Genomic DNA, 19,287 nt, shown 5'->3' on the forward strand with positions numbered 1-19,287 from the left:
ATCGTCTTGCCTACCCTGCTCCCATGACACGCCCCGCACACATCGCCATGTTCTCCATCGCCGCGCACGGCCACGTGAACCCCAGCCTGGAGGTGATCCGCGAGCTCGTCGCGCGAGGGCACCGGGTGACGTACGCGATCCCGCCGCTCTTCGCGGAGAAGGTCGCCGGGACGGGCGCCGAGCCCAAGCTCTGGAACAGCACACTGCCCGGCCCCGACGCCGACCCGGAGGCGTGGGGAACCACCCTGCTGGACAACGTGGAGCCGTTCCTGGACGACGCGATCCAGGCACTTCCGCAACTGGCCGAGGCGTACGACGGGGACGAGCCCGACCTGATCCTGCACGACATCTCCGCCTACCCGGCCCGCGTCCTCGGCCACCGCTGGGGCGTGCCCGTGATCTCCCTCTCGCCGTGCATGGTCGCCTGGGAGGGGTACGAGCAGGAGGTCGGCGAGCCGATGTGGGAGGAGCCGCTGAAGACCGAGCGCGGCCAGGCGTACTACGCCCGGTTCCACGCCTGGCTGGAGGAGAACGGGATCACCCAGCACCCCGACCCGTTCACCGGGCGCCCCGCCCGCTCCCTGGTGCTGATCCCCAAGGCGCTCCAGCCCCACGCCGACCGGGTCGACGAGAAGACGTACACCTTCGTCGGCGCCTGCCAGGGCGACCGCTCCGCCGAGGGCGACTGGCAGCGGCCCGAGGGGGCCCGGAAGGTCGTCCTCGTCTCCCTCGGGTCGTCCTTCACCAAGCAGCCGGCGTTCTACCGGGAGTGCGTCAAGGCATTCGGCGAGCTGCCCGGCTGGCACCTGGTGCTCCAGGTCGGCAAGCACGTCGACGCGGCCGAGCTGGGCGACGTACCGGAGAACGTGGAAGTGCGCTCGTGGGTGCCGCAGTTGTCGGTCCTCCAGCAGGCCGACCTGTTCGTCACCCACGCCGGCGCCGGCGGCAGCCAGGAGGGCCTGGCCACCGCCACGCCGATGATCGCCGTACCGCAGGCCGTGGACCAGTTCGGCAACGCGGACATGCTCCAGGGGCTCGGCGTGGCCCGGCACCTCCCCACCGAGGAGGCCACCGCCGAGGCGCTGCGCACCGCCGCCCTCGCGCTGGTCGACGACCCCGAGGTGGCCCGGCGCCTGCGGGAGATCCAGGCGCGGACGGCCCAGGAGGGCGGCACCCGGCGGGCGGCCGACCTGATCGAGGCAGAGCTGCCGGCGGCCAGGAGCTGACCGCACCACGGGGAACGGCAGCCCATCGGTGCTTGAGCCGCCCGTTGCGCAGACTTGTTGAATAAGTCACAGGTGCGTGTAGTGGTTGAACCGCGCACACCGCATCCGCGAGAGTGACGCGCACGTCCGCCCGGCGCGGACCCCGGCCGTCGTGCCCACCCCCACGGGGCACGACGGCCGTCCTAGGGTGTGGGCATGACGACGAGGTACGCGGCCCTGCTGCGCGGCATCAACGTGGGCGGCGCCAAGAAGGTCCCGATGGCCGCACTGCGCACCCTCCTGGAGGACCTCGGCCACGACGCCGTGGGCACCTATCTCCAGAGCGGCCAGGCCGTGTTCGGCTCCGACCGCGGCGACGAGGAGTCCCTCGCCGCCGCGGTGCGGGACGCGATCGAGGAGCGCTTCGGCTTCGCGGTGGACGTGATCGTGCGTGACCACGCCTACCTGAGGGCGGTCGCCGAGACGTGCCCGTTCCCGGCCGCCGACCTGGAGGCCAGGCAGCTCCACGTCACCTACTTCTCGGCGCCCGTGACGGCCGAGCGCTTCGCGGAGATCGATCAGGCGGCCTTCCGTCCCGAGGAGTTCCGCCTCGGTGACCGCGCCCTGTACCTGTACGCGCCGGACGGCCTGGGCCGCTCCAAGCTCGCCGGGGCCCTCGCCAGGCCCCGCCTGAACAAGGGCGTCGTCGCCACCACCCGCAACTGGAACACCGTCGTCAAGCTCGTGGAGCTGACCGGCGCCTGAGCACCGCGCCGGCGCCGGGGCTCAGGCCCCGACCGCCGCCAGCACCGGCACCCGCGCCGCGTCGTACCGCTCCAGCAGCACCCGCGCCACCTCCGGCGCGGGTCCGAGCACGTCCGCGAGCACGTCCGCCCGCGCCGCGCCCCGCGCGATGCGGTCCGGCAGGAAACCGGGGGCCAGGACGTACGGCGCGACGGCCACGCGGGAGCAGCCCAGCTCCCGCAGTTCGCGCACCGCGTCCTCGGTGCGCGGCAGGGATGCGGAGGCGAACGCAGGCCGCACGGCGCACCAACCGGTGAGCCGCCACTCCCGCGCGATATCTGCGATCACTGCGATCGCCTCCGGGTCGGAGGACCCCGCCGAGGCCAGGACGACCCCGGTCGAGGACTTGTCGGCGGGCGTCAGGCCCGCCTCGTACAGGCGCCGTTCCAGCGCCGAGAGCAGCAGCGGCGAGGGGCCGAGCACCTCCGCCTGCCGGACCCTGAGGCGCGGCGGCGCGTCCGCGAGGACCGCCGGGATGTCCGCCTTGGCGTGGAAGGCGCGGGTCAGCAGCAGCGGCAGCGCCACCACGTCCCGTACCCCCTCGGTCTCCAGGGACTCCAGGACCCCCTGCACCGACGGGACGTTGAAGTCCAGGAACCCGGTCTCCACCCGTACGTCCGGGCGCAGCGACCGGACCCGGCGGACCAGGGCGTGCACGGTCGCGGCGTGCCGCGGGTCGCGGCTGCCGTGGGCGATGACCAGAAGGACCGGCGCGGACATGACGGCTGTCAGCTCCTCACCAGCAGACCGCGGCTGCGCAGCACCCACCGCTCCAGCGGACTGAAGATCAGCAGGTCGATGGCGATACCGACGATCAGGATCAGCAGGATGGCCTCGAACACCATGGCCATGTCGCTCGCGTTGCGGCCGTTCTCCAGCAACTGGCCGAGGCCCACCCCGAGGTCGGGGAAGGAGGCGATGATCTCGGCGGCCATCAGCGACCGCCAGGAGAACGCCCAGCCCTGCTTCAGGCCCGCCACATAGCCGGGCAGCGCGGCCGGCAGCACGATGTGCCAGGTGCCCTTCAGGCCCGTCGCGCCCAGCGTGCGGCCGGCGCGCAGGAAGATCGGGGACACCTGGTCGACACCCGACACCAGGCCGTTGGCGATGGACGGCACCGCGCCGAGCAGGATGACGGCGTACATCATCTTGTCGTTCAGGCCCAGCCAGATCACGGCCGGCGGCACCCACGCCACCGACGGCAGCGACTGGAGGCCGGACAGGATCGGGCCGATCGCCGCCCGCACGAACTTCACCCGTGCCACCAGCAGCCCCAGCGGAGTGCCGATCAGCAGCGCCAGCACGAAGCCGGACAGGCCGCGCGAGACGCTGGTCCAGATGTAGCCGAGCAGCTCGCCCTGGAGCCAGGCCTGATGGACGACGTCCCACACGGCGGAGGGGGCGGGCAGCTTGGTCGGGTCGTCGACGATCTCGAAGGAGACGAGCCCCTGCCACACCGCCAGCACCAGCAGCACGGCGAGGGCCGGCGGCAGGATCTTCTCCACGAAGGTCTGCCGGAAGGGCCTGCGGCCCTGCTGCACCGTCTCCAGCGCGTCCAGGCCCGCCTCCAGGCCGGCGAGATCGCCGCCCTCCTTGGCGTCGCTCCCCTTGCCGGGGCGCGTCGTGTCAGTGCTGGCCATGGCGGCGGATCTCCCCACGCAGTTCTTCGGTGATCTCGACGGACAGTTCCGCCACGGCGGTGTCCTCGATGCGGCGCGGGTGCGGGATGCCGACCGTCCACTGCCGCGCGATGCGCCCGGGACGCGACGACAGCAGCACCACGCGCTCGGCGAGGCGGACGGCCTCGCGCACGTTGTGCGTGACGAACAGGACGGACAGCCGCGTCTCCCGCCAGATCCGGGTCAGCTCGTCGTGCAGCACGTCCCGCGTGATGGCGTCCAGCGCCGCGAACGGCTCGTCCATCAGCAGCAGCTTGCTCTCCTGGGCCAGCGCCCGGGCCATCGCGACCCGCTGGCGCATACCGCCCGACAGCTCGTGCACCCGCTTGCCGTACGCGCCCTTCAGCCGGACGAGTTCGAGCAGCTCCTCCGCCTTGTCGCGGCGCTCGGACCTGGGCACGCCCCGCAGCTTCAGGGCCAGTTCGATGTTCTTGCCCGCGGTCAGCCACGGGAACAGGGCGTGCTCCTGGAACATCAGGGCCGGGCGCCCGTCCGTGGCGATCGCCCCGGCGCTGGGCCGGTCCAGGCCCGCCACCAGGTTCAGCAGCGTGGACTTGCCGCAGCCGGACGCCCCCAGGAGGGTGACGAACTCGCCGGGCGCGACATCGAGGGTGATGTCGTCCAGCACGAGCTGCTGCCCCGTGGGGCCCGCGAAGGACTTCGAGACGTGCTCGATCCGGGCGGCGGGCTCGGCCGCCCCGGTGCCCTCGTCGGCCTTGGCGAGGGTCGTGGTCGTGGCCATGGTCGTCACCTCCTGGGGATGGTCGGGTTCCGGGCTTACTTCACGCCGAGGCCGGCGTCGTCGACCGCGGGCCGGCCCTTGGCCCCGAGGACCTTGTTGAGCGGCGCGAGGTCGTAGATGCCCTTCAGGTCCGGCTCGTCCAGCAGACCGGCCTTCACCGCGTGGTCCGCCTGGGCGTCGAGGGTGGCGGCCAGCGGGTCGTCGGTCAGCTCGATCGACTCCCACGCCGGGTCCAGGACCTCGGCCGGCAGCGCCTTGCCGGTGTCCTTCTCCAGCTGCTCGTTGGCCGCGGCCTTGGCCTCGTCCGGGTGGGCCTCGATCCACGCGTTGGTGTCGACCGAGGCCCTCAGGACGGCCTCGACGGCCTTCGGGTGCTCCTCGAGGAACTTCTGCGACACGATGATGTTGGTGATCACGAACTTCTCGTCCGGCCACAGCGTCGACTCGTCCAGCAGCACCTTGCCGCCCTCGGCGACCAGCTTGGACGCGGTCGGCTCGGGCACCCAGGCGCCGTCCAGGGAACCGGCCTTGTAGGCGTCCGGGGTGACCTTGTTGTCGCTGCGGACGACCGTCACGTCGCCCTTGCCGCTCTGCGCGTCGACCTTCCAGCCCTGCTCGGCGGCCCAGTTGAGGAACGCCACGTCCTGCGTGTTGCCGAGCTGCGGGGTCGCGATGCGCTTGCCCTCGACGTCCTTCAGGGACCTGATCCGGTCCGGGTTCACCACCAGCTTCACCCCGCCGGAGGCCGAACCGCCGATGATCCGCAGGTTCTTGCCGTCCGCCTTGGCGTACCCGTTGATCGCGGGGGAGGGGCCGATCCAGCCGATGTCGATCGAGCCGGAGTTCAGCGCCTCGATCTCGGACGGGCCCGCGTTGAAGGTCGCGTACTTGGCCTCGGTCCCGCCCAGCGCCTTCTGGAAGAAGCCCTTCTGGTTGCCGACCAGGGCGGTGGCGTGGGTGACGTTGCCGAAGTAGCCGATGCGGACGGAGTCCAGTCCGTCGATCTTCTCGGCGCCCGCTGCCACCTTGACGGTGTCGTCGTCCTTGGCCTGGGAGCCGTACCCGCAGGCGGCCAGGGTCAGGAGCGGAAGCGCGGCCATGACCGCCAGGGCGCGGCGCGGGGCGGTGGTGGCAGGCACGGGAGGTGTTCCTCTCGTCGGCCCGGCTCGCACGCCTGTCGGTTCTGGGTCCGAGGTGTCAGGTCGTGGCCGGGAGGTCGGCAGGTCTTCGGCTGTGCGGGTGGGCGGTGCGGGCGCGCGAGCGGTGCGCGTACGTCACCGTCCGCATCGCGCAACCCCGCCCTGCCCGCTGCCTCGCGCCCCGCTCCCGACGCGGCCGCCCTCTTTCGCGAACGTGGAGTAGAAGTCGGGGGAGTTCATGCTCAGAAGTCCCACCCGTCGTCGTCCGCCGCGTCCTTCACCGGCTCCGGCGTCGCGAAGGACTCGCCGACCATGCCGGCGGTGAGCGTGGTGCCGTCGCTCGGGTCGATCAGGATGAACGAACCGGTGCGACGGGAGTCGGCGTAGGAGTCGGCGGGCAGCGGCTCCGCCGTCCGGATCTTCACCCGGCCGATGTCGTTGGCGACGAGCTGCCCGGGGTGCGGGTGCAGCGACAGGTCGTCCAGCGTGAGCCGGGCCGGGATGTCCTTGACGATCGCCTTGACCGTGCGGGTGCCGTGCTTGAGCAGCACGCGGTGGCCCACGGTGAGCGGCGCGTCGGCGACGTGGCAGACGGTGGCCTCGACGTCCTGGCTGGTGGCCGGGGCGTCCTTGCTGGGCACGATCAGGTCGCCGCGCGAGACGTCGATGTCGTCCTCCAGCAGCAGCGTCACCGACTGCGGCGTGAAGGCGGCGTCCACCGGCTCGCCCAGCAGGTCGATGCCGGACACCGTCGAGGTGCGGCCGGACGGCAGCACGGTCACCGGGTCGCCGACGCGGAAGGTGCCGGCGGCGATCTGGCCGGCGTAGCCGCGGTAGTCGGGGTGCTCGGCGGTCTGCGGCCGGATCACGTACTGCACGGGCAGCCGGGCGTGGCAGTGCGCCAGGTCGTGGCTGACCGGGACGGTCTCCAGGTGCTCCAGCACGGTCGGGCCGCCGTACCAGTCCATGACCGCCGACGGCTCCACCACGTTGTCACCGGCGAGCGCCGAGATCGGGATCGCGGTGACCTCCGGGACGCCCAGCTCCAGCGCGTACGCCGTGAACTCCTCGGCGATCGCGGCGAACACGGGCTCCTTGTAGTCGACCAGGTCCATCTTGTTGACGGCGAGGACGACGTGCGGGACGCGCAGCAGGGCGGCGATCGCGGCGTGCCGGCGGGTCTGCTCGACGACGCCGTTGCGGGCGTCGACCAGGATCACCGTCAGCTCGGCCGTGGAGGCGCCGGTGACCATGTTGCGGGTGTACTGCACGTGCCCGGGGGTGTCCGCCAGGATGAACCGGCGGCGCGCGGTGGCGAAGTAGCGGTAGGCCACGTCGATGGTGATGCCCTGCTCGCGCTCGGCGCGCAGGCCGTCGGTGAGCAGCGCGAGGTCCGGGGCCTCCTGGCCGCGGCTCGCGGAGGCGCGCTCCACGGCCTCCAGCTGGTCGGTGAGGATCGACTTGGAGTCGTGCAGCAGCCGGCCGACCAGGGTGGACTTGCCGTCGTCGACGGACCCGGCGGTGGCGAACCGCAGCAGGGTGGTCTCCGACAGCTGCTCGACGGAGAGCGGCTCTATGGGTTCGGTGGTGCTGGTCATGGCTAGAAGTACCCCTCGCGCTTGCGGTCTTCCATCGCGGCCTCGGACATCTTGTCGTCGGCACGCGTCGCGCCGCGCTCGGTGAGCCGGGAGGCGGCGATCTCGGCGATCACCTTCTCGATGCTGTCGGCGTCGGAGTCGACGGCGCCGGTGCAGGACATGTCGCCGACGGTGCGGTAGCGGACCCGCCGCTTGACGACCGTCTCGCCGTCCTTCGGGCCGCCCCACTCGCCGGCGGTCAGCCACATGCCGGAGCGGGCGAAGACCTCGCGCTCGTGCGCGTAGTAGATCGCCGGCAGCTCGATGCCCTCGCGGGCGATGTACTGCCACACGTCCAGCTCGGTCCAGTTGGAGAGCGGGAAGACGCGGACGTGCTCGCCGGGCGCGTGCCGGCCGTTGTACAGGTTCCACAGCTCGGGGCGCTGGCGGCGCGGGTCCCACTGGGAGAACTCGTCGCGCAGCGAGAACACCCGCTCCTTGGCCCGGGCCTTCTCCTCGTCGCGGCGCCCGCCGCCGAAGACGGCGTCGAACTTCTCCGCCTGGATCTTCTCGGTCAGCGGCAGCGTCTGGAGCGGGTTGCGCGTGCCGTCCGGGCGCTCCTTGAGCACCCCCCGGTCGATGTAGTCCTGCACGGAGGCGACGTGCAGCCGCAGCCCGTGCTCGTCCACCGTCCGGTCGCGGTACTCCAGGACCTCGGGGAAGTTGTGCCCGGTGTCCACGTGCAGCAGCGAGAAGGGCACCGCCGCGGGGGCGAACGCCTTCAGCGCCAGGTGCAGCATGACGATGGAGTCCTTGCCGCCGGAGAACAGGACCACCGGCCGCTCGAACTCGCCCGCCACCTCGCGGAAGATGTGCACGGCCTCCGATTCGAGCGCGTCGAGGTGGGAGAGGGCGTACGGGCCGGCCGTGCCCTCCCGCACCGCTGCGACGGTCGTCGTCATGCCAGTCCCCTTTCGGTGAGCAGGGCGTGGACCGCCGCGGCGGACTCCTGGACGGTCTGGTCCTGCGACTCGATGCGCAGGTCGGGCTTGACGGGTTCCTCGTACGGGTCGTCGACCCCGGTGAGCCCCGTCAGCTCGCCCGCGGCCTGCTTGGCGTACAGGCCCTTCACGTCGCGCACCGAGCACACCTCGACGGGGGTGGCCACGTGCACCTCCACGTACGCCGTGCCGTTCGCCTCGTGCCGGGTGCGGACCGCGTCCCGGCTCTCGGCGTACGGGGCGATGACCGGGACCAGCGCCGTGACGCCGTTGCGGGCGAGCAGTTCGGCGACGAAGCCGATGCGCTGCACGTTGGTGTGCCGGTCCGCGCGGCTGAAGCCGAGGCCCGCCGAGAGGAACTCGCGGATCTCGTCGCCGTCGAGCACCTCGACGCGGTGGCCCTCCTCGCGCAGCCGGCCCGCCAGCTCGTAGGCGATGGTGGTCTTGCCGGCGCTCGGCAGACCCGTGAGCCAGACGGTGGCTCCGGTCGTCACGTGGTTCTCCTGATTCTCGGTGGTCGTCATGTCAGCCGTGCAGTCCGCACTCGGTCTTGGAGCGGCCCGCCCAGCGGCCGGCGCGGGCGTCCTCGCCCTCCAGCACACGGCGGGTGCAGGGCGCGCAGCCCACGGAGGCATAGCCGTCCATCAGCAGCGGGTTGGTGAGGACCCCGTGCTCGTCGACGTACGTTTGCACATCTTCCTGTGACCACTTCGCGATGGGAGAGACCTTCACCTTGCCCCGCTTCTCGTCCCATCCGACGACCGGCGTGTTCGCCCGGGTCTCGGACTCGTCGCGGCGCAGGCCGGTCGCCCAGGCCTGGTACCCCTTCAGGCCCTCCTCCAGCGGCTTCACCTTGCGCAGCGCGCAGCACAGGTCGGGGTCGCGGTCGTGCAGCCTCGGCCCGTACTCGGCGTCCTGCTCGGCGACCGTCTGCCGGGGCGTGAGCGTGATGACGTTGACGTCCATCACGGCCTCGACCGCGTCCCGGGTGCCGATGGTCTCCGGGAAGTGGTAGCCGGTGTCGAGGAACACCACGTCCACGCCGGGCAGGGCGCGGGAGGCGAGGTGGGCGACGACCGCGTCCTCCATGGACGAGGTGACGCAGAAGCGGCCGCCGAAGGTGTCGGCCGCCCACTGGAGGATCTCCAGCGCGGAGGCGTCCTCCAGCTCGCGGCCCGCCCGCTCGGCGAGCGCCTTCAGTTCCTCGGTCGTACGCTCTTCCTGAACCGCCGTCATATCGGTTCCCCTCCCGTGGAGTCGGGCTGAAGTCCCCGGGCGAGGAGCCCGAGGAACTTCAGCTGGAATGCGCGGTTGCACGCCCCGCATTCCCAGGCGCCGTGACCTTCCTCATGGGGACGCAGGTCCTCGTCGCCGCAGTAGGGGCAGTAGAAGGGCGCGGCACGCTCGCTCATGACAGGGCCTCCTCGGAGGCGCGGGCCGCCCAGGTGGCGAACCGCTCGCCGTCCTCGCGCTCGGCCTGGTAGCGCTTCAGCACGCGCTCCACGTAGTCCGGCAGCTCCGCCGCCGTCACCTTCAGGCCGCGCACCTTGCGGCCGAAGCCCGGCTCCAGTCCCAGCGCGCCGCCCAGGTGCACCTGGTAGCCCTCGACCTGCTCGCCCTCGGCGTTCAGGACCAGCTGGCCCTTGAGGCCGATGTCCGCGGTCTGGATGCGGGCGCAGGCGTTGGGGCAGCCGTTGAGGTTGATGGTGAGGGGCTCGTCGAACTCGGGCAGGCGCCGCTCCAGCTCGTCGATGAGCGAGGCGCCGCGCGCCTTGGTCTCGACGATGGCGAGCTTGCAGAACTCGATGCCGGTGCAGGCCATGGTGCCGCGCCGGAAGGTGGAGGGCCGGGCGGTGAGGTCCAGCGCCTCCAGGGACTCCACGAGGGAGTCGACCCGCCCCTCCTCGACGTCGAGGATGATCATCTTCTGCTCGACCGTGGTGCGCACCCGGCCCGAGCCGTGCGCCTCCGCCAGGTCGGCGATCTTCGTCAGGATCGTGCCGTCGACGCGGCCGACGCGCGGGGCGAAGCCGACGTAGTAGCGGCCGTCCTTCTGCCGGTGCACGCCGATGTGGTCGCGCCAGCGACTCGTGGGGTCGGCGGGGGCGGGGCCGTCGGTCAGCTTCCGCTTCAGGTACTCGTCCTCCAGCACCTGGCGGAACTTCTCCGGGCCCCAGTCCGCGACCAGGAACTTCAGGCGGGCGCGGTTGCGCAGCCGCCGGTAGCCGTAGTCGCGGAAGATCGAGATGACACCCTCGTAGACGTCCGGCACGTCCTCGATCGGCACCCAGGCGTTCAGGCGCACACCCAGCTTGGGGTTGGTGGACAGGCCGCCGCCGACCCACAGGTCGAAGCCCGGCCCGTGCTCGGGGTGCTCGACGCCGACGAAGGCCACGTCGTTGATCTCGTGCACCACGTCCAGCACCGGCGACCCGGAGATCGCGGTCTTGAACTTGCGGGGCAGGTTCGAGTACGCCGGGTTGTTCAGGACCCGGCGCTTCATCTCCTCCAGCGCCGGCGTGCCGTCGATGATCTCGTCCTCGGCGATGCCCGCGACCGGGGAGCCGATCATCACGCGGGGCGTGTCGCCGCACGCGGTGACCGTGGACAGGCCGACGCCCTCCAGCCGGTTCCAGATCTCGGGGACGTCCTCGATCCGGATCCAGTGGTACTGGACGTTCTGCCGGTCGGTGATGTCGGCCGTGCCGCGCGCGAACTCCTGCGAGATCTCGCCGATGACGCGCAGCTGCGTGGTGGTCAGCGCGCCGCCGTCGACGCGGACTCGCAGCATGAAGTAGCTGTCGTCCAGCTCCTCCGGCTCCAGGACCGCCGTCTTCCCGCCGTCGATGCCCTGCTTGCGCTGGGTGTACAGCCCCCACCAGCGCATCCGTCCGCGCAGGTCACTGGGGTCGATCGAGTCGAAACCCCGCTTGGAGTAGATCGTCTCAATACGTGTCCGTACGTTGAGACCGTCATCGTCCTTCTTGACCTGCTCGTTGCCGTTGAGCGGGGTGAAGTGACCGGCCGCCCACTGACCCTCGCCGCGGTGACGGCTCACCTTGCGGCGGGGGGTCGCGGCAGCGGGATTCGGCGGCGTGGCGGCCATGGGTGACACGTCCTTCGGGACAGCGATGGATTGGGTCGGCGCGTAGCGCCGTCGGTGAGGGGTGGTGGTCGGGTGACGGGTGGGCGGCTCTGACCTGCGCATGCGGGCGCGCGGGCATACTGCGCGTCATTGCGCGGGAATGAGGCGAATGCGGGAGATCCGGAGGTGCTGGAGGGTTCTCTCAGCGGGCCGGACAGATGGCGCTGGACATGCGGCCGAGGTCGACGTGCCGCCGACTCACCAAGGCAATTCCAGTTCCAGGCATGGCGGAAGCCTGGCACGGCGATCTGGACACAGTCCAGCTTCATCCAAAATGTGGACACCCTTGTCTCGTACGGCGAGACAAGGGTGCTGTGGATCACATGCGGGCGGGGCGGTCCGGTCAGGCGGGGAACGCTCCAGGCCAGGGCCCCGGAGCGGCCACCTCGGGCTCCTCCTCGACCTTGGTGTCGAACAGGCGGAAGCCGCGGCGCTGGTAGTTGTCCATCGCGTGCTCGCCGTCCTTGCTGCACGTGTGCAGCCAGACCCGCTTGGTCGGCGCCAGGGCGGGCCAGCGGTCCGCCAGGTCCCAGGCGCGGGCGGTGCCGTACGAGAGCAGGTGGCCGCCGATGCGCCGGCCCCGGAAAGCCGGGATCAGGCCGAAGTACTCGATCTCCACGACCCCGTCGTCGCCGGGCGTCAGCTCCACGTATCCGGCGGGCGTGCCGCGGTCGTAGGCCACCCAGGTCTCCACGCCGGGCCGCTCCAGGTGCTCCCGCCACCGCGCGTGGCTCCAGCCGAGCCGGTCCGTCCAGCGGATGTCACCGCCGACCGAGGCGTACAGGAAGCGGCTGAACTCGGGGGAGGGCACTTCGGAGCGGACGACGCGGACGTCCCCCTCCGGTGCGGCGGCCGGCAGCAGGTCGGTCGGCGCCGTCTGCTCCAGGGACCAGGTGGTCACGGCGATGTTGGTCATGCCGGTCAGGGAATCATCGGGCCCGCGGATCTGTCGATCCCGGGTCCGTCGCGGGAGGCGCCGCCGGGCCGGGGCGCGCGTCGGTCCCACGCGTCCTCGCGCGTCAGTCCAGCGCGTCCTCGACCGACGCGAGCGGCAGCGCGAACAGCATCCGCCCGGACTGGGACCAGACCTCGCCGGTCCGCCCCTCGTACGACAGGGAGCCCGCCAGGCCGCTCCAGCACCGCTGCGAGCGGTCCGCCCCGCACTCCGCGGCTCGGGCGCCCTCGGTGTTCTGGCGCCACAGGGTCCCGCGTCCGTCCTGCCCGCCGGCCGCGCGGCTCAGGTACCACTCGGAGCGCACGGCGCCGGCCGGGCGGTGCGACAGCACGCCCCCCACCTCGGCCGCCCCGGTCTCGTACGCCTCGACCGCGTCGACGTGTCCGGCGGTGTCGGTGGCCGGCAGCCCGGTGCGCGCCGGGTCGGTGCTGAACGCGTAGCGCCACAGCCGGGTGGGGCGGTCGCCGTCCGCGGACACCCGCTCGCCGGCCACCAGGCTGTCGGGCGCGGTACCGCGGTCCAGGGAGAGCGCCCCGGGGCGCGCGGCCCCGTCGGTGTCGGGGAGCCGGTAGGAGGCGACGGCGGGCAGGACGTACGGGTGGCCGTCCGCCGCCCAGCCCCCGGGCACCCGGCCGACGGCGTCCGCCTCGGTCGTGGCGCGCTGGATCCGGTCCAGGTCGTACACGTACAGCGCGTCGCGGTCCCCGGAGCCGGCGGTGACCAGCAGCTTGTCCTGGTACCAGACCATGCCGGAGACGGGGGAGGCCAGGCCCCGGTAGTCGTGGCCGCCGTCCACCGGGACGGCGAGGAGGGCGGAGGTGTGGCTGAGGCGGGCGGGGTCGTCGGCGTCGACGAAGGAGACCCGGGCGAGGCCGCCCCCGGGGGTGTCGGCGTCGCGGGCCCAGGCGGACAGGACGACGCGGTGGGTGCCCCAGCGGCCGTCCTCGTCGGCGTCCCCGGACGTGGTGACCGCGCCCGGGCGCCAGCCCTCGGTGTCGGCCCGGTCCCAGCAGTAGGCACGGGTGGCCGCCGGGGAGACCGGCAGCGCCTCCCGGTCCTCGGCCGTGCAGTCGTCGGCGTCGCGCAGCGCGCGGTCGGCGGAGCCGAGGACGGCGTCGACACCCACCGGCTCGCCCATCTGGGCGGAGAGCCGGTCGAGCCACGGGGCCGGCACGCGGTGTTCCGTCAGCCGCAGGGCATCGGTCCCGGCGGCGGAGGTGAGGGGCTTGAGCACGCCGGGGTCGTCGGCGACCGTGGCCTGCGAGGCGCTGATCATCGTGGCGGCGCCCGTCAGCGCGAGGGCCGCACCGGTCAGGGCCGCGCTCAGCGCCCTGCCCCGCCTGCGTCGGCGGTGTCTGCCACGCTGCTTCATAGAACCTCCACAGGCACCGGACCAACTGCGCTCGACGGTGGCCGCGTTGACCGAGGAGCGAAGGGGCGGTCCGTAGAGGATGCTACGACAGACGGCGGGGTCCGCGGACGCGGACGCCGCACATATGCCGGAAACAACCGTTCCCCGCCGGCCGTTTCAGCGCTCCGGCGCCGACGTCCGGTGCCGCGCCACCGCCGGTGCCGAGGAGTGGGGGAGGAGGTCGCGGGGGTCGGCCGGCAGGACGACGTCGACCTCCGCGTCGTCGCAGAAACGATACGGCCGATGCTCCAGATAGGCCCCGAGGTACCTCCTCACCCGCGACATCTCCGCCCGTACCGTCACCGTGCGCGCCGGGTCGCCGAACATGTCCTCGGCCAGCCCCGACGCGCTGCGCCCGGTCCGGTGCACCGCCAGCAGGTACAGCAACTCGGCGTGCCGGGGACTGAGTTCCCGCACCCAGGTCTCCGCCCCGCCCAGCACCCGGACCGACCAGCGGCGCGGCTGCCCGAGGTCCAGCACGATCCGGGCGGCGCCCTGCGGCACCGGCTCCTCGGCCGCCCGCACCAGCCAGCCCTCGCCCAGCGGCTCCACCGTGCACGCGCCGAACCCCGGCAGCCACCGCGTCCCCGCCGCCGGGGACTTGGGCAGCACCAGCCGGTCCAGGTACGGCATCCCCGTCACCGCCGCCGTCCAGCCGTCCCGGTCGGTCACCACGGCCCGCCCGTCGAGGCGGGCCAGCACCGGCGCCGCCACCGTCCGCAGGCGCTCCAGCGACCGCACGTGCAACTCCCGCAACCGCGCCTCGGCGAGCTTGGCCACCGAGTCCACCCAGGCGAGCGTCGCCGGGTGCATCGTCTCCAGCGGCCCGCTCACGTCGACCACGCCGAGCAGCCGCCCGCTGCGCGGATCGGTGATGGGCGCCCCGGCGCAGGTCCAGGTCGCCTGGGACCGGACGAAGTGCTCGGAGGCGAAGACCTGCACGGGCCGCCGTGTCACGGCCGGTGTGCCCACCCCGTTGGTGCCGACCACCTCCTCCCGCCAGTCCGCCCCGAGTTCGAAGCCGAGGCCGTCGGCCTTGCGCAGCACCCGCGGGCTGCCCTCCCGCCAGAGCACCCGGCCGTCGTCGTCCGCGACCACCATGATGTGGTGGGCGACGTCCGCGACCGACAGCAGACCCTCCCGCAGCACCGGCAGCACGTGCCGCAGCGCCGAGGTCTCCCGCCGTCGCCGCACCTCCTCCGGCGAGAGCAGCCCGGACCGGAAGTCGTGGTCCGGATCGACGCCGCTGCGCAGCATCCGGTCCCAGGACTGCTCGATCACCGGACGCGGGGCCACCGGAGCCCGGCCGCCGGAGAGTCTGGCCGAGCGGACCTCGCTGAGCACGCGGGCCGCGCGCGTCGTGTCGACGCCGGCGAACTGCGTTACGTCCATCGGCGAGAGCGCCACTGGTCCCCGTCCTCCCGGAGCCGGATGTTCGGATACTCGGATGTTCGTCTCATAGTGACCGGTTCCCCGTGCCCGAAGGACACACTCCGCACACAGTCCGCAGCAAGTTGCAACCCCCTGCAACCCTGGTGGACGCCCGTGCCGGTGTCCAAACTTGAACCACGTCGCCCCGAGCGGCGTACGCGGCCTGAACGGGCCCGTGTGGCGGGGGTGGTGCCGTGTCGGCGCAGCACCACCCCCGCGCCCGCCCGACACGATCAGGCCACCCGGGCCGGCCCACCGGCAGCACACCGCCGGCATCGCACCACGGGGGTCAGTTCACCGGCCGGGCCCGCTCCACCACGGCCGCCAGGTCCAGCGTCGGCGGCAGCGTGCCGAAGGCCGCGCCCCCGTCGCCGCCCAGCCGAGCCGCGCAGAACGCGTCGGCGACCTCCGGCGGCGCGTACCGCACCAGCAGCGAGCCCTGGAGCACCAGCGCCAGCCGCTCCACCAGCCGCCGCGCCCGCCCCTCGGCGGCCTCCAGATCGGCCAGCTCGGTCAGCAGACCCCTGATCGCCGCGTCCAGCCGATGATCGGCGCCCCGGGCGGCGCCCACCTCCGTGAGGTAGGCGTCCATCGCCAGCGGTTCCCGCCCGAGCGCCCGCAGCACGTCCAGCGCCTGCACGTTGCCGGCACCCTCCCAGATCGAGTTCAGCGGCGACTCCCGTACCAGCCGGGGCATGCCGGACTCCTCGACGTACCCGTTGCCGCCCAGGCACTCGGCGGCCTCCACGGCGAGGGGCGCGCACCGCTTGGTCACCCAGTACTTGGCCGCCGGCACCGCCAGCCGCAGCAGCGCGCGCTCCCGCTCGTCGCCGCCCTCGGCGGCGTCGTAGGCGGCGGCCAGCCGCAGTCCGAGCGTGGTGGCCGCCTCCGACTCGATCGCGAGGTCCGCGAGGACGTTGCGCATCAGCGGCTGGTCGGTCAGCTTCGCGCCGAACGCCTCCCGGTGCGCGCAGTGGTGCACGGCCTGCGCCACGGCCTGCCGCATCAGCCCCGCCGACCCCAGTACGCAGTCCAGCCGGGTCGCCGCCACCATGCCGATGATGGTGCGCACCCCGCGCCCCTCCTCGCCGACCCGGCGGGCCCAGGTCCCGGCGAACTCCACCTCGGCGGAGGCGTTGGACCGGTTGCCCAGCTTGTCCTTGAGCCGCTGGATCAGGAACACGTTGCGGGTGCCGTCCGCCAGCACGCGCGGCACCAGGAAGCAGGTCAGCCCTCCCGGGGCCCGCGCCAGCACCAGGAAACCGTCCGACATCGGCGCCGAGCAGAACCACTTGTGCCCGGTCAGCTCGTACGCGCCGTCCTCGGCCAGCGGACGCGCCGAGGTGGTGTTCGCGCGGACGTCGCTGCCGCCCTGCTTCTCCGTCATGCCCATCCCGAACAGCGCCCCGGCCTTCAGGTGGGCGGGCCGCAGCTCCCGGTCGTACACCAGGGAGGTCAGCCGCGGCTCCCACTCGGCGGCCAGCTCCGGGTCGGCGCGCAGGGCCGGGACCGCCGCGTGGGTCATCGACAGCGGGCAGCCGTTGCCCGCCTCCACCTGCGCCCACATGAGGAACGCGGCCGCGCGCCGCACGTGCCCGCCCGGCCGGGACCAGGCCGCGGTCAGGCCCGCCGAGACGCCCTTGCCCAGCAGCCGGTGCCAGGCGGGGTGGAAGTCGACCTCGTCGATCCGGTGGCCGTAGCGGTCGTGCGTGCGCAGCACCGGAGGGTTCTCGTTGGCCTGCGCGCCCCACTCCTGGGCCTGGAGCGAGCCGCAGCCGCGGCCCAGGCCCGACAGCTCGGCCCGCGCCTCCTCGAGCAGTTCCGGTGCCAGGTGCCGCTCGACCGCGGCCGTCAGGGCCCGGTCGGCGGTGAAGACGTCGTAGCCGGCCAGCGGCGGCGCCTGATTCGTCACGGTGTGGGTGCTGCCTGCCATGACCGTGAACCTACCGTGCCCCGGCCCCGCGGGCAGCCGGCCCCGGCCACCGGGCGTCCGCGGATGAGTGCGACCCCCCGCGACGGATACCTTTAGGGCGTGCAGCCAGCAAGTGAATCCCCTGAACGGCCCTCGGGCCGGCTCCATCGCGTCCGGGTCCTGTACCGGAACGTCTCCAAACGCAGGACCGCCTGGCTGCTCCTCAAGGACACCGTCAACTCGTGCATGGAGTACCGCATCCTCGGCCTGGCCGCCGAGGCCGCGTTCTTCACCCTGCTGTCGGTGCCGCCGCTGCTGCTGAGCGTCCTCGGGCTGATCGGCTACGTCGACCTGTGGATCGGCGCCGACACCACCGAGAGCCTGCGCACCAACATCCTGGACGCCTCCCGCGCGGTGCTCTCCGAACGCGGCGTCCAGCAGATCACCGAGCCGATCCTGGACGACGTGACGAAGGGCGGCCGGCCCGACGTCATCTCCATCGGCTTCCTGTTCGCCCTGTGGTCGGGCTCCCGCGCGGTGAACGTCTTCATCGACACCATCACCGTGATGTACGGCCTCGACGGCGTCCGCGGCATCGTCAAGACCCGTCTGCTGGCCTTCCTGCTGTTCCTCGTCGCCCTGCTGATCGGCTCGGTCGCCCTGCCGCTGATGGTGGCCGGACCGGACGCGGTGGTGCGGATCGTGCCGTGGTCGACGACGGTCGTCCAAGTGCTGTACTGGCCGGTCGTCATCATCCTCTCCATCGCCTTCCTGACCACGCTCTACCACGTCTCCGTGCCGGTGCGCTCCCCGTGGATCGAGGACGTGCCCGGCGCGCTGGTCGCCCTCGCCATGTGGGTGCTCGGCAGCTTCCTGCTGCGCATCTACCTCACCAGCACCGTCGAGGGCCCCACCATCTACGGCTCGCTGGCCGCGCCCGTCGCCGTGCTGCTGTGGATCGGCGTGTCCGCGTTCGCGGTGCTCGTGGGGGCCGCGGTCAACGCCGCGATCGACCGGGTGTGGCCGGCCGCCGCCACCGCCGCCGCCCGCGAGGCCAACGAGCGGCTGCGTCAGGCCCAGGTCGCCGAGTACGTGGCCCGCGCCGCCGCGAGCGGCGAGGCGGACCCCGACATGCCCTCCGAGTTCCCCGAACGCTGGTCCCGCTTCCTGCCCCCGGAGGACGTCACGGCCCGCCTGCGCACCCACGTGAAGAACACGCCGCCCGCGAACCACACCAAGTCGCCCGCGAACCACGACAAGCCGGAGGCGTCCTGACGGCCCCTCCCAGCCCTCGTCGGCGGGCACCGCCGCGCGTCCACCGCGTCCACCGCGTCTACGCTGTGACGCCATGGACGCACTCGCCGGCCTGCTGGAGGGGCCCCGCGCCCGTGGCGCGTTCATGATCCGTGCCTGTTTCGACCCGCCGTGGGCCGTGCGCGTCGAGGACCGCGCGCCGCTCACGGTGATGCTCGTGGTCCGCGGTGACGCCTGGATCGTGCCGGACACGGGGGCGCGGCTGCGGCTGCGTGCCGGGGACCTCGCCATCGCGCGCGGCCCCGACCCGTACACCTGCGCCGACGACCCCGGCACCCCGCCGCAGGCGGTGATCCTGCCGGGTGGTGAGTGCGGCTACCCCGACGGGCGGCCCCTCAACGGCTCGATGGACCTCGGCGTGCGCACCTGGGGCGACCGGGCCGACGGGGAGACGGTCGTGCTCATCGGCACCTACCTGGTGCGCGGCGAGATCGGCGGCCGGCTGCTGGACGCCCTGCCGCCGCTGCTGTCCCTCGCCTCCGACCAGTGGGACTGCCCGCTGACGCCCCTGCTGGCGGCGGAGGTCACGCGGGACCGGCCCGGCCAGGAGGTCGTCCTGGACCGGCTCCTGGACCTGCTGGTGATCGCCGCGCTGCGGGCCTGGTTCGCCGGGCCGCGGGCCGAGCCGCCCGCCTGGTACCGGGCGCTGGGCGACCCCGTCGTCGGCCGGGTGCTGCGGCTCGTCCAGGACGACCCGGCGCACCCCTGGACGGTGGCGTCCCTCGCCGCCGAGGCCGGGGTGTCCCGCGCCGCGCTGGCCCGGCGCTTCACCGGCCTGGTGGGCGAGCCCCCGATGGCGTACCTCACCGGCTGGCGGCTGGCCCTCGCCGCCGACCGGCTGCGCGACACCGACGACACGCTCGCGGCCATCGCCCGCCAGGTCGGCTACGGCAGCGCCTTCGCCCTGTCCACCGCCTTCAAACGGGTCTACGGCGTCAGCCCGCAGGAGTACCGGACCCCGGCGTAACCTGG

19 protein-coding genes are annotated in these 19,287 nt (G+C 72.8%); 4 read left to right on the top strand and 15 right to left on the bottom strand.

Translation table 11 applies throughout. The annotated features are described in order from the left end of the window. Positions 1–23: 23 nt before the first annotated feature. Positions 24–1,226, top strand: coding sequence for a glycosyltransferase (locus ACFIF2_RS32145; protein ID WP_395576802.1), 1,203 nt, complete (start codon positions 24–26; stop codon positions 1,224–1,226). 195 nt (positions 1,227–1,421) lie between these two features. Beyond that, positions 1,422–1,970: a DUF1697 domain-containing protein gene (locus ACFIF2_RS32150; protein ID WP_395576803.1), complete on the top strand. Its 549-nt coding sequence runs from the start codon at positions 1,422–1,424 to the stop codon at positions 1,968–1,970. A gap of 21 nt (positions 1,971–1,991) precedes the next feature. Here ACFIF2_RS32150 and ACFIF2_RS32155 read toward each other — a convergent pair whose 3' ends face one another. The 15 genes from ACFIF2_RS32155 to ACFIF2_RS32225 all read right to left on the bottom strand — a co-directional run bounded on the left by ACFIF2_RS32155 (position 1,992) and on the right by ACFIF2_RS32225 (position 17,022). Continuing rightward, on the bottom strand, positions 1,992–2,729 hold the full coding sequence (locus tag ACFIF2_RS32155) for a sirohydrochlorin chelatase (RefSeq protein ID WP_395576804.1): 738 nt from the start codon (positions 2,727–2,729) through the stop codon (positions 1,992–1,994). 8 nt (positions 2,730–2,737) lie between these two features. Next, positions 2,738–3,649 (bottom strand): ABC transporter permease, encoded by a 912-nt coding sequence (locus ACFIF2_RS32160; protein WP_395576805.1) that lies wholly within the window; start codon positions 3,647–3,649, stop codon positions 2,738–2,740. Beyond that, positions 3,636–4,430, bottom strand: a complete 795-nt coding sequence (locus tag ACFIF2_RS32165) for an ABC transporter ATP-binding protein (protein ID WP_395576806.1) — start codon at positions 4,428–4,430, stop codon at positions 3,636–3,638. The genes ACFIF2_RS32160 and ACFIF2_RS32165 overlap by 14 nt, the downstream gene beginning before the upstream one ends. 35 nt (positions 4,431–4,465) lie before the next feature. Beyond that, entirely contained in the window at positions 4,466–5,569 is a 1,104-nt protein-coding gene (locus tag ACFIF2_RS32170; protein ID WP_395576807.1) for an aliphatic sulfonate ABC transporter substrate-binding protein, read from the bottom strand. A gap of 242 nt (positions 5,570–5,811) precedes the next feature. After that, entirely contained in the window at positions 5,812–7,167 is a 1,356-nt protein-coding gene (locus ACFIF2_RS32175; protein WP_395576808.1) for a sulfate adenylyltransferase subunit 1, read from the bottom strand. A 2-nt stretch (positions 7,168–7,169) separates the two neighbouring features. After that, complete coding sequence (cysD, locus tag ACFIF2_RS32180) at positions 7,170–8,108, bottom strand: sulfate adenylyltransferase subunit CysD (RefSeq protein WP_395576809.1); 939 nt, start codon at positions 8,106–8,108, stop codon at positions 7,170–7,172. Further along, positions 8,105–8,671 (bottom strand): adenylyl-sulfate kinase, encoded by a 567-nt coding sequence (cysC, locus tag ACFIF2_RS32185; protein ID WP_395576810.1) that lies wholly within the window; start codon positions 8,669–8,671, stop codon positions 8,105–8,107. The genes cysD and cysC overlap by 4 nt, the downstream gene beginning before the upstream one ends. 1 nt (position 8,672) lies before the next feature. Further along, positions 8,673–9,383 (bottom strand): phosphoadenylyl-sulfate reductase, encoded by a 711-nt coding sequence (locus ACFIF2_RS32190; protein WP_395576811.1) that lies wholly within the window; start codon positions 9,381–9,383, stop codon positions 8,673–8,675. After that, entirely contained in the window at positions 9,380–9,559 is a 180-nt protein-coding gene (locus ACFIF2_RS32195; RefSeq protein ID WP_395576812.1) for a hypothetical protein, read from the bottom strand. The genes ACFIF2_RS32190 and ACFIF2_RS32195 overlap by 4 nt, the downstream gene beginning before the upstream one ends. Next, the gene (gene sirA / locus ACFIF2_RS32200; RefSeq protein ID WP_395576813.1) at positions 9,556–11,253 is read right to left on the bottom strand and encodes a sulfite reductase SirA; all 1,698 of its coding nucleotides are present in this window, start codon (positions 11,251–11,253) and stop codon (positions 9,556–9,558) included. The genes ACFIF2_RS32195 and sirA overlap by 4 nt, the downstream gene beginning before the upstream one ends. 181 nt (positions 11,254–11,434) lie before the next feature. Next, positions 11,435–11,518: a putative leader peptide gene (locus ACFIF2_RS32205; protein WP_310887545.1), complete on the bottom strand. Its 84-nt coding sequence runs from the start codon at positions 11,516–11,518 to the stop codon at positions 11,435–11,437. Positions 11,519–11,635: 117 nt separating this feature from the next. Next, on the bottom strand, positions 11,636–12,208 hold the full coding sequence (locus ACFIF2_RS32210) for a GNAT family N-acetyltransferase (RefSeq protein ID WP_395576814.1): 573 nt from the start codon (positions 12,206–12,208) through the stop codon (positions 11,636–11,638). 103 nt (positions 12,209–12,311) lie between these two features. Beyond that, a complete protein-coding gene (locus tag ACFIF2_RS32215; RefSeq protein WP_395576815.1) occupies positions 12,312–13,619 on the bottom strand; it encodes a hypothetical protein in 1,308 nt (435 codons plus the stop codon). Between the two features lie 156 nt (positions 13,620–13,775). Beyond that, a complete protein-coding gene (locus ACFIF2_RS32220; RefSeq protein ID WP_395576816.1) occupies positions 13,776–15,065 on the bottom strand; it encodes a GAF domain-containing protein in 1,290 nt (429 codons plus the stop codon). A gap of 313 nt (positions 15,066–15,378) precedes the next feature. After that, positions 15,379–17,022, bottom strand: a complete 1,644-nt coding sequence (locus ACFIF2_RS32225; protein ID WP_395576817.1) for an acyl-CoA dehydrogenase family protein — start codon at positions 17,020–17,022, stop codon at positions 15,379–15,381. A 99-nt stretch (positions 17,023–17,121) separates the two neighbouring features. Here ACFIF2_RS32225 and ACFIF2_RS32230 point away from each other — a divergent pair, with 99 nt between their 5' ends. Both ACFIF2_RS32230 and ACFIF2_RS32235 read left to right on the top strand, forming a co-directional pair. After that, positions 17,122–18,276 (top strand): YihY/virulence factor BrkB family protein, encoded by a 1,155-nt coding sequence (locus tag ACFIF2_RS32230; protein ID WP_395576818.1) that lies wholly within the window; start codon positions 17,122–17,124, stop codon positions 18,274–18,276. A 73-nt stretch (positions 18,277–18,349) separates the two neighbouring features. After that, the gene (locus tag ACFIF2_RS32235) at positions 18,350–19,282 is read left to right on the top strand and encodes an AraC family transcriptional regulator (protein WP_395576819.1); all 933 of its coding nucleotides are present in this window, start codon (positions 18,350–18,352) and stop codon (positions 19,280–19,282) included. The last annotated feature ends 5 nt before the right edge of the window (positions 19,283–19,287 follow it).

The sequence above is a fragment of the Streptomyces sp. BK79 genome (genome assembly GCF_044142145.1).
Lineage (GTDB): Bacteria > Actinomycetota > Actinomycetes > Streptomycetales > Streptomycetaceae > Streptomyces.

What these genes read in the sequence shown, in the direction of transcription:
- ACFIF2_RS32145 (WP_395576802.1), top strand. Translation starts at nt 24, where the DNA reads ATGACACGCCCCGCACACATCGCCATGTTCTCCATCGCCGCGCACGGC.
- ACFIF2_RS32150 (WP_395576803.1), top strand. Translation starts at nt 1,422, where the DNA reads ATGACGACGAGGTACGCGGCCCTGCTGCGCGGCATCAACGTGGGCGGC.
- ACFIF2_RS32155 (WP_395576804.1), bottom strand. Translation starts at nt 2,729, where the DNA reads ATGTCCGCGCCGGTCCTTCTGGTCATCGCCCACGGCAGCCGCGACCCG.
- ACFIF2_RS32160 (WP_395576805.1), bottom strand. Translation starts at nt 3,649, where the DNA reads ATGGCCAGCACTGACACGACGCGCCCCGGCAAGGGGAGCGACGCCAAG.
- ACFIF2_RS32165 (WP_395576806.1), bottom strand. Translation starts at nt 4,430, where the DNA reads ATGGCCACGACCACGACCCTCGCCAAGGCCGACGAGGGCACCGGGGCG.
- ACFIF2_RS32175 (WP_395576808.1), bottom strand. Translation starts at nt 7,167, where the DNA reads ATGACCAGCACCACCGAACCCATAGAGCCGCTCTCCGTCGAGCAGCTG.
- cysD (WP_395576809.1), bottom strand. Translation starts at nt 8,108, where the DNA reads ATGACGACGACCGTCGCAGCGGTGCGGGAGGGCACGGCCGGCCCGTAC.
- cysC (WP_395576810.1), bottom strand. Translation starts at nt 8,671, where the DNA reads ATGACGACCACCGAGAATCAGGAGAACCACGTGACGACCGGAGCCACC.
- ACFIF2_RS32190 (WP_395576811.1), bottom strand. Translation starts at nt 9,383, where the DNA reads ATGACGGCGGTTCAGGAAGAGCGTACGACCGAGGAACTGAAGGCGCTC.
- ACFIF2_RS32195 (WP_395576812.1), bottom strand. Translation starts at nt 9,559, where the DNA reads ATGAGCGAGCGTGCCGCGCCCTTCTACTGCCCCTACTGCGGCGACGAG.
- sirA (WP_395576813.1), bottom strand. Translation starts at nt 11,253, where the DNA reads ATGGCCGCCACGCCGCCGAATCCCGCTGCCGCGACCCCCCGCCGCAAG.
- ACFIF2_RS32205 (WP_310887545.1), bottom strand. Translation starts at nt 11,518, where the DNA reads ATGCCTGGAACTGGAATTGCCTTGGTGAGTCGGCGGCACGTCGACCTC.
- ACFIF2_RS32210 (WP_395576814.1), bottom strand. Translation starts at nt 12,208, where the DNA reads ATGACCAACATCGCCGTGACCACCTGGTCCCTGGAGCAGACGGCGCCG.
- ACFIF2_RS32215 (WP_395576815.1), bottom strand. Translation starts at nt 13,619, where the DNA reads ATGAAGCAGCGTGGCAGACACCGCCGACGCAGGCGGGGCAGGGCGCTG.
- ACFIF2_RS32225 (WP_395576817.1), bottom strand. Translation starts at nt 17,022, where the DNA reads ATGGCAGGCAGCACCCACACCGTGACGAATCAGGCGCCGCCGCTGGCC.
- ACFIF2_RS32235 (WP_395576819.1), top strand. Translation starts at nt 18,350, where the DNA reads ATGGACGCACTCGCCGGCCTGCTGGAGGGGCCCCGCGCCCGTGGCGCG.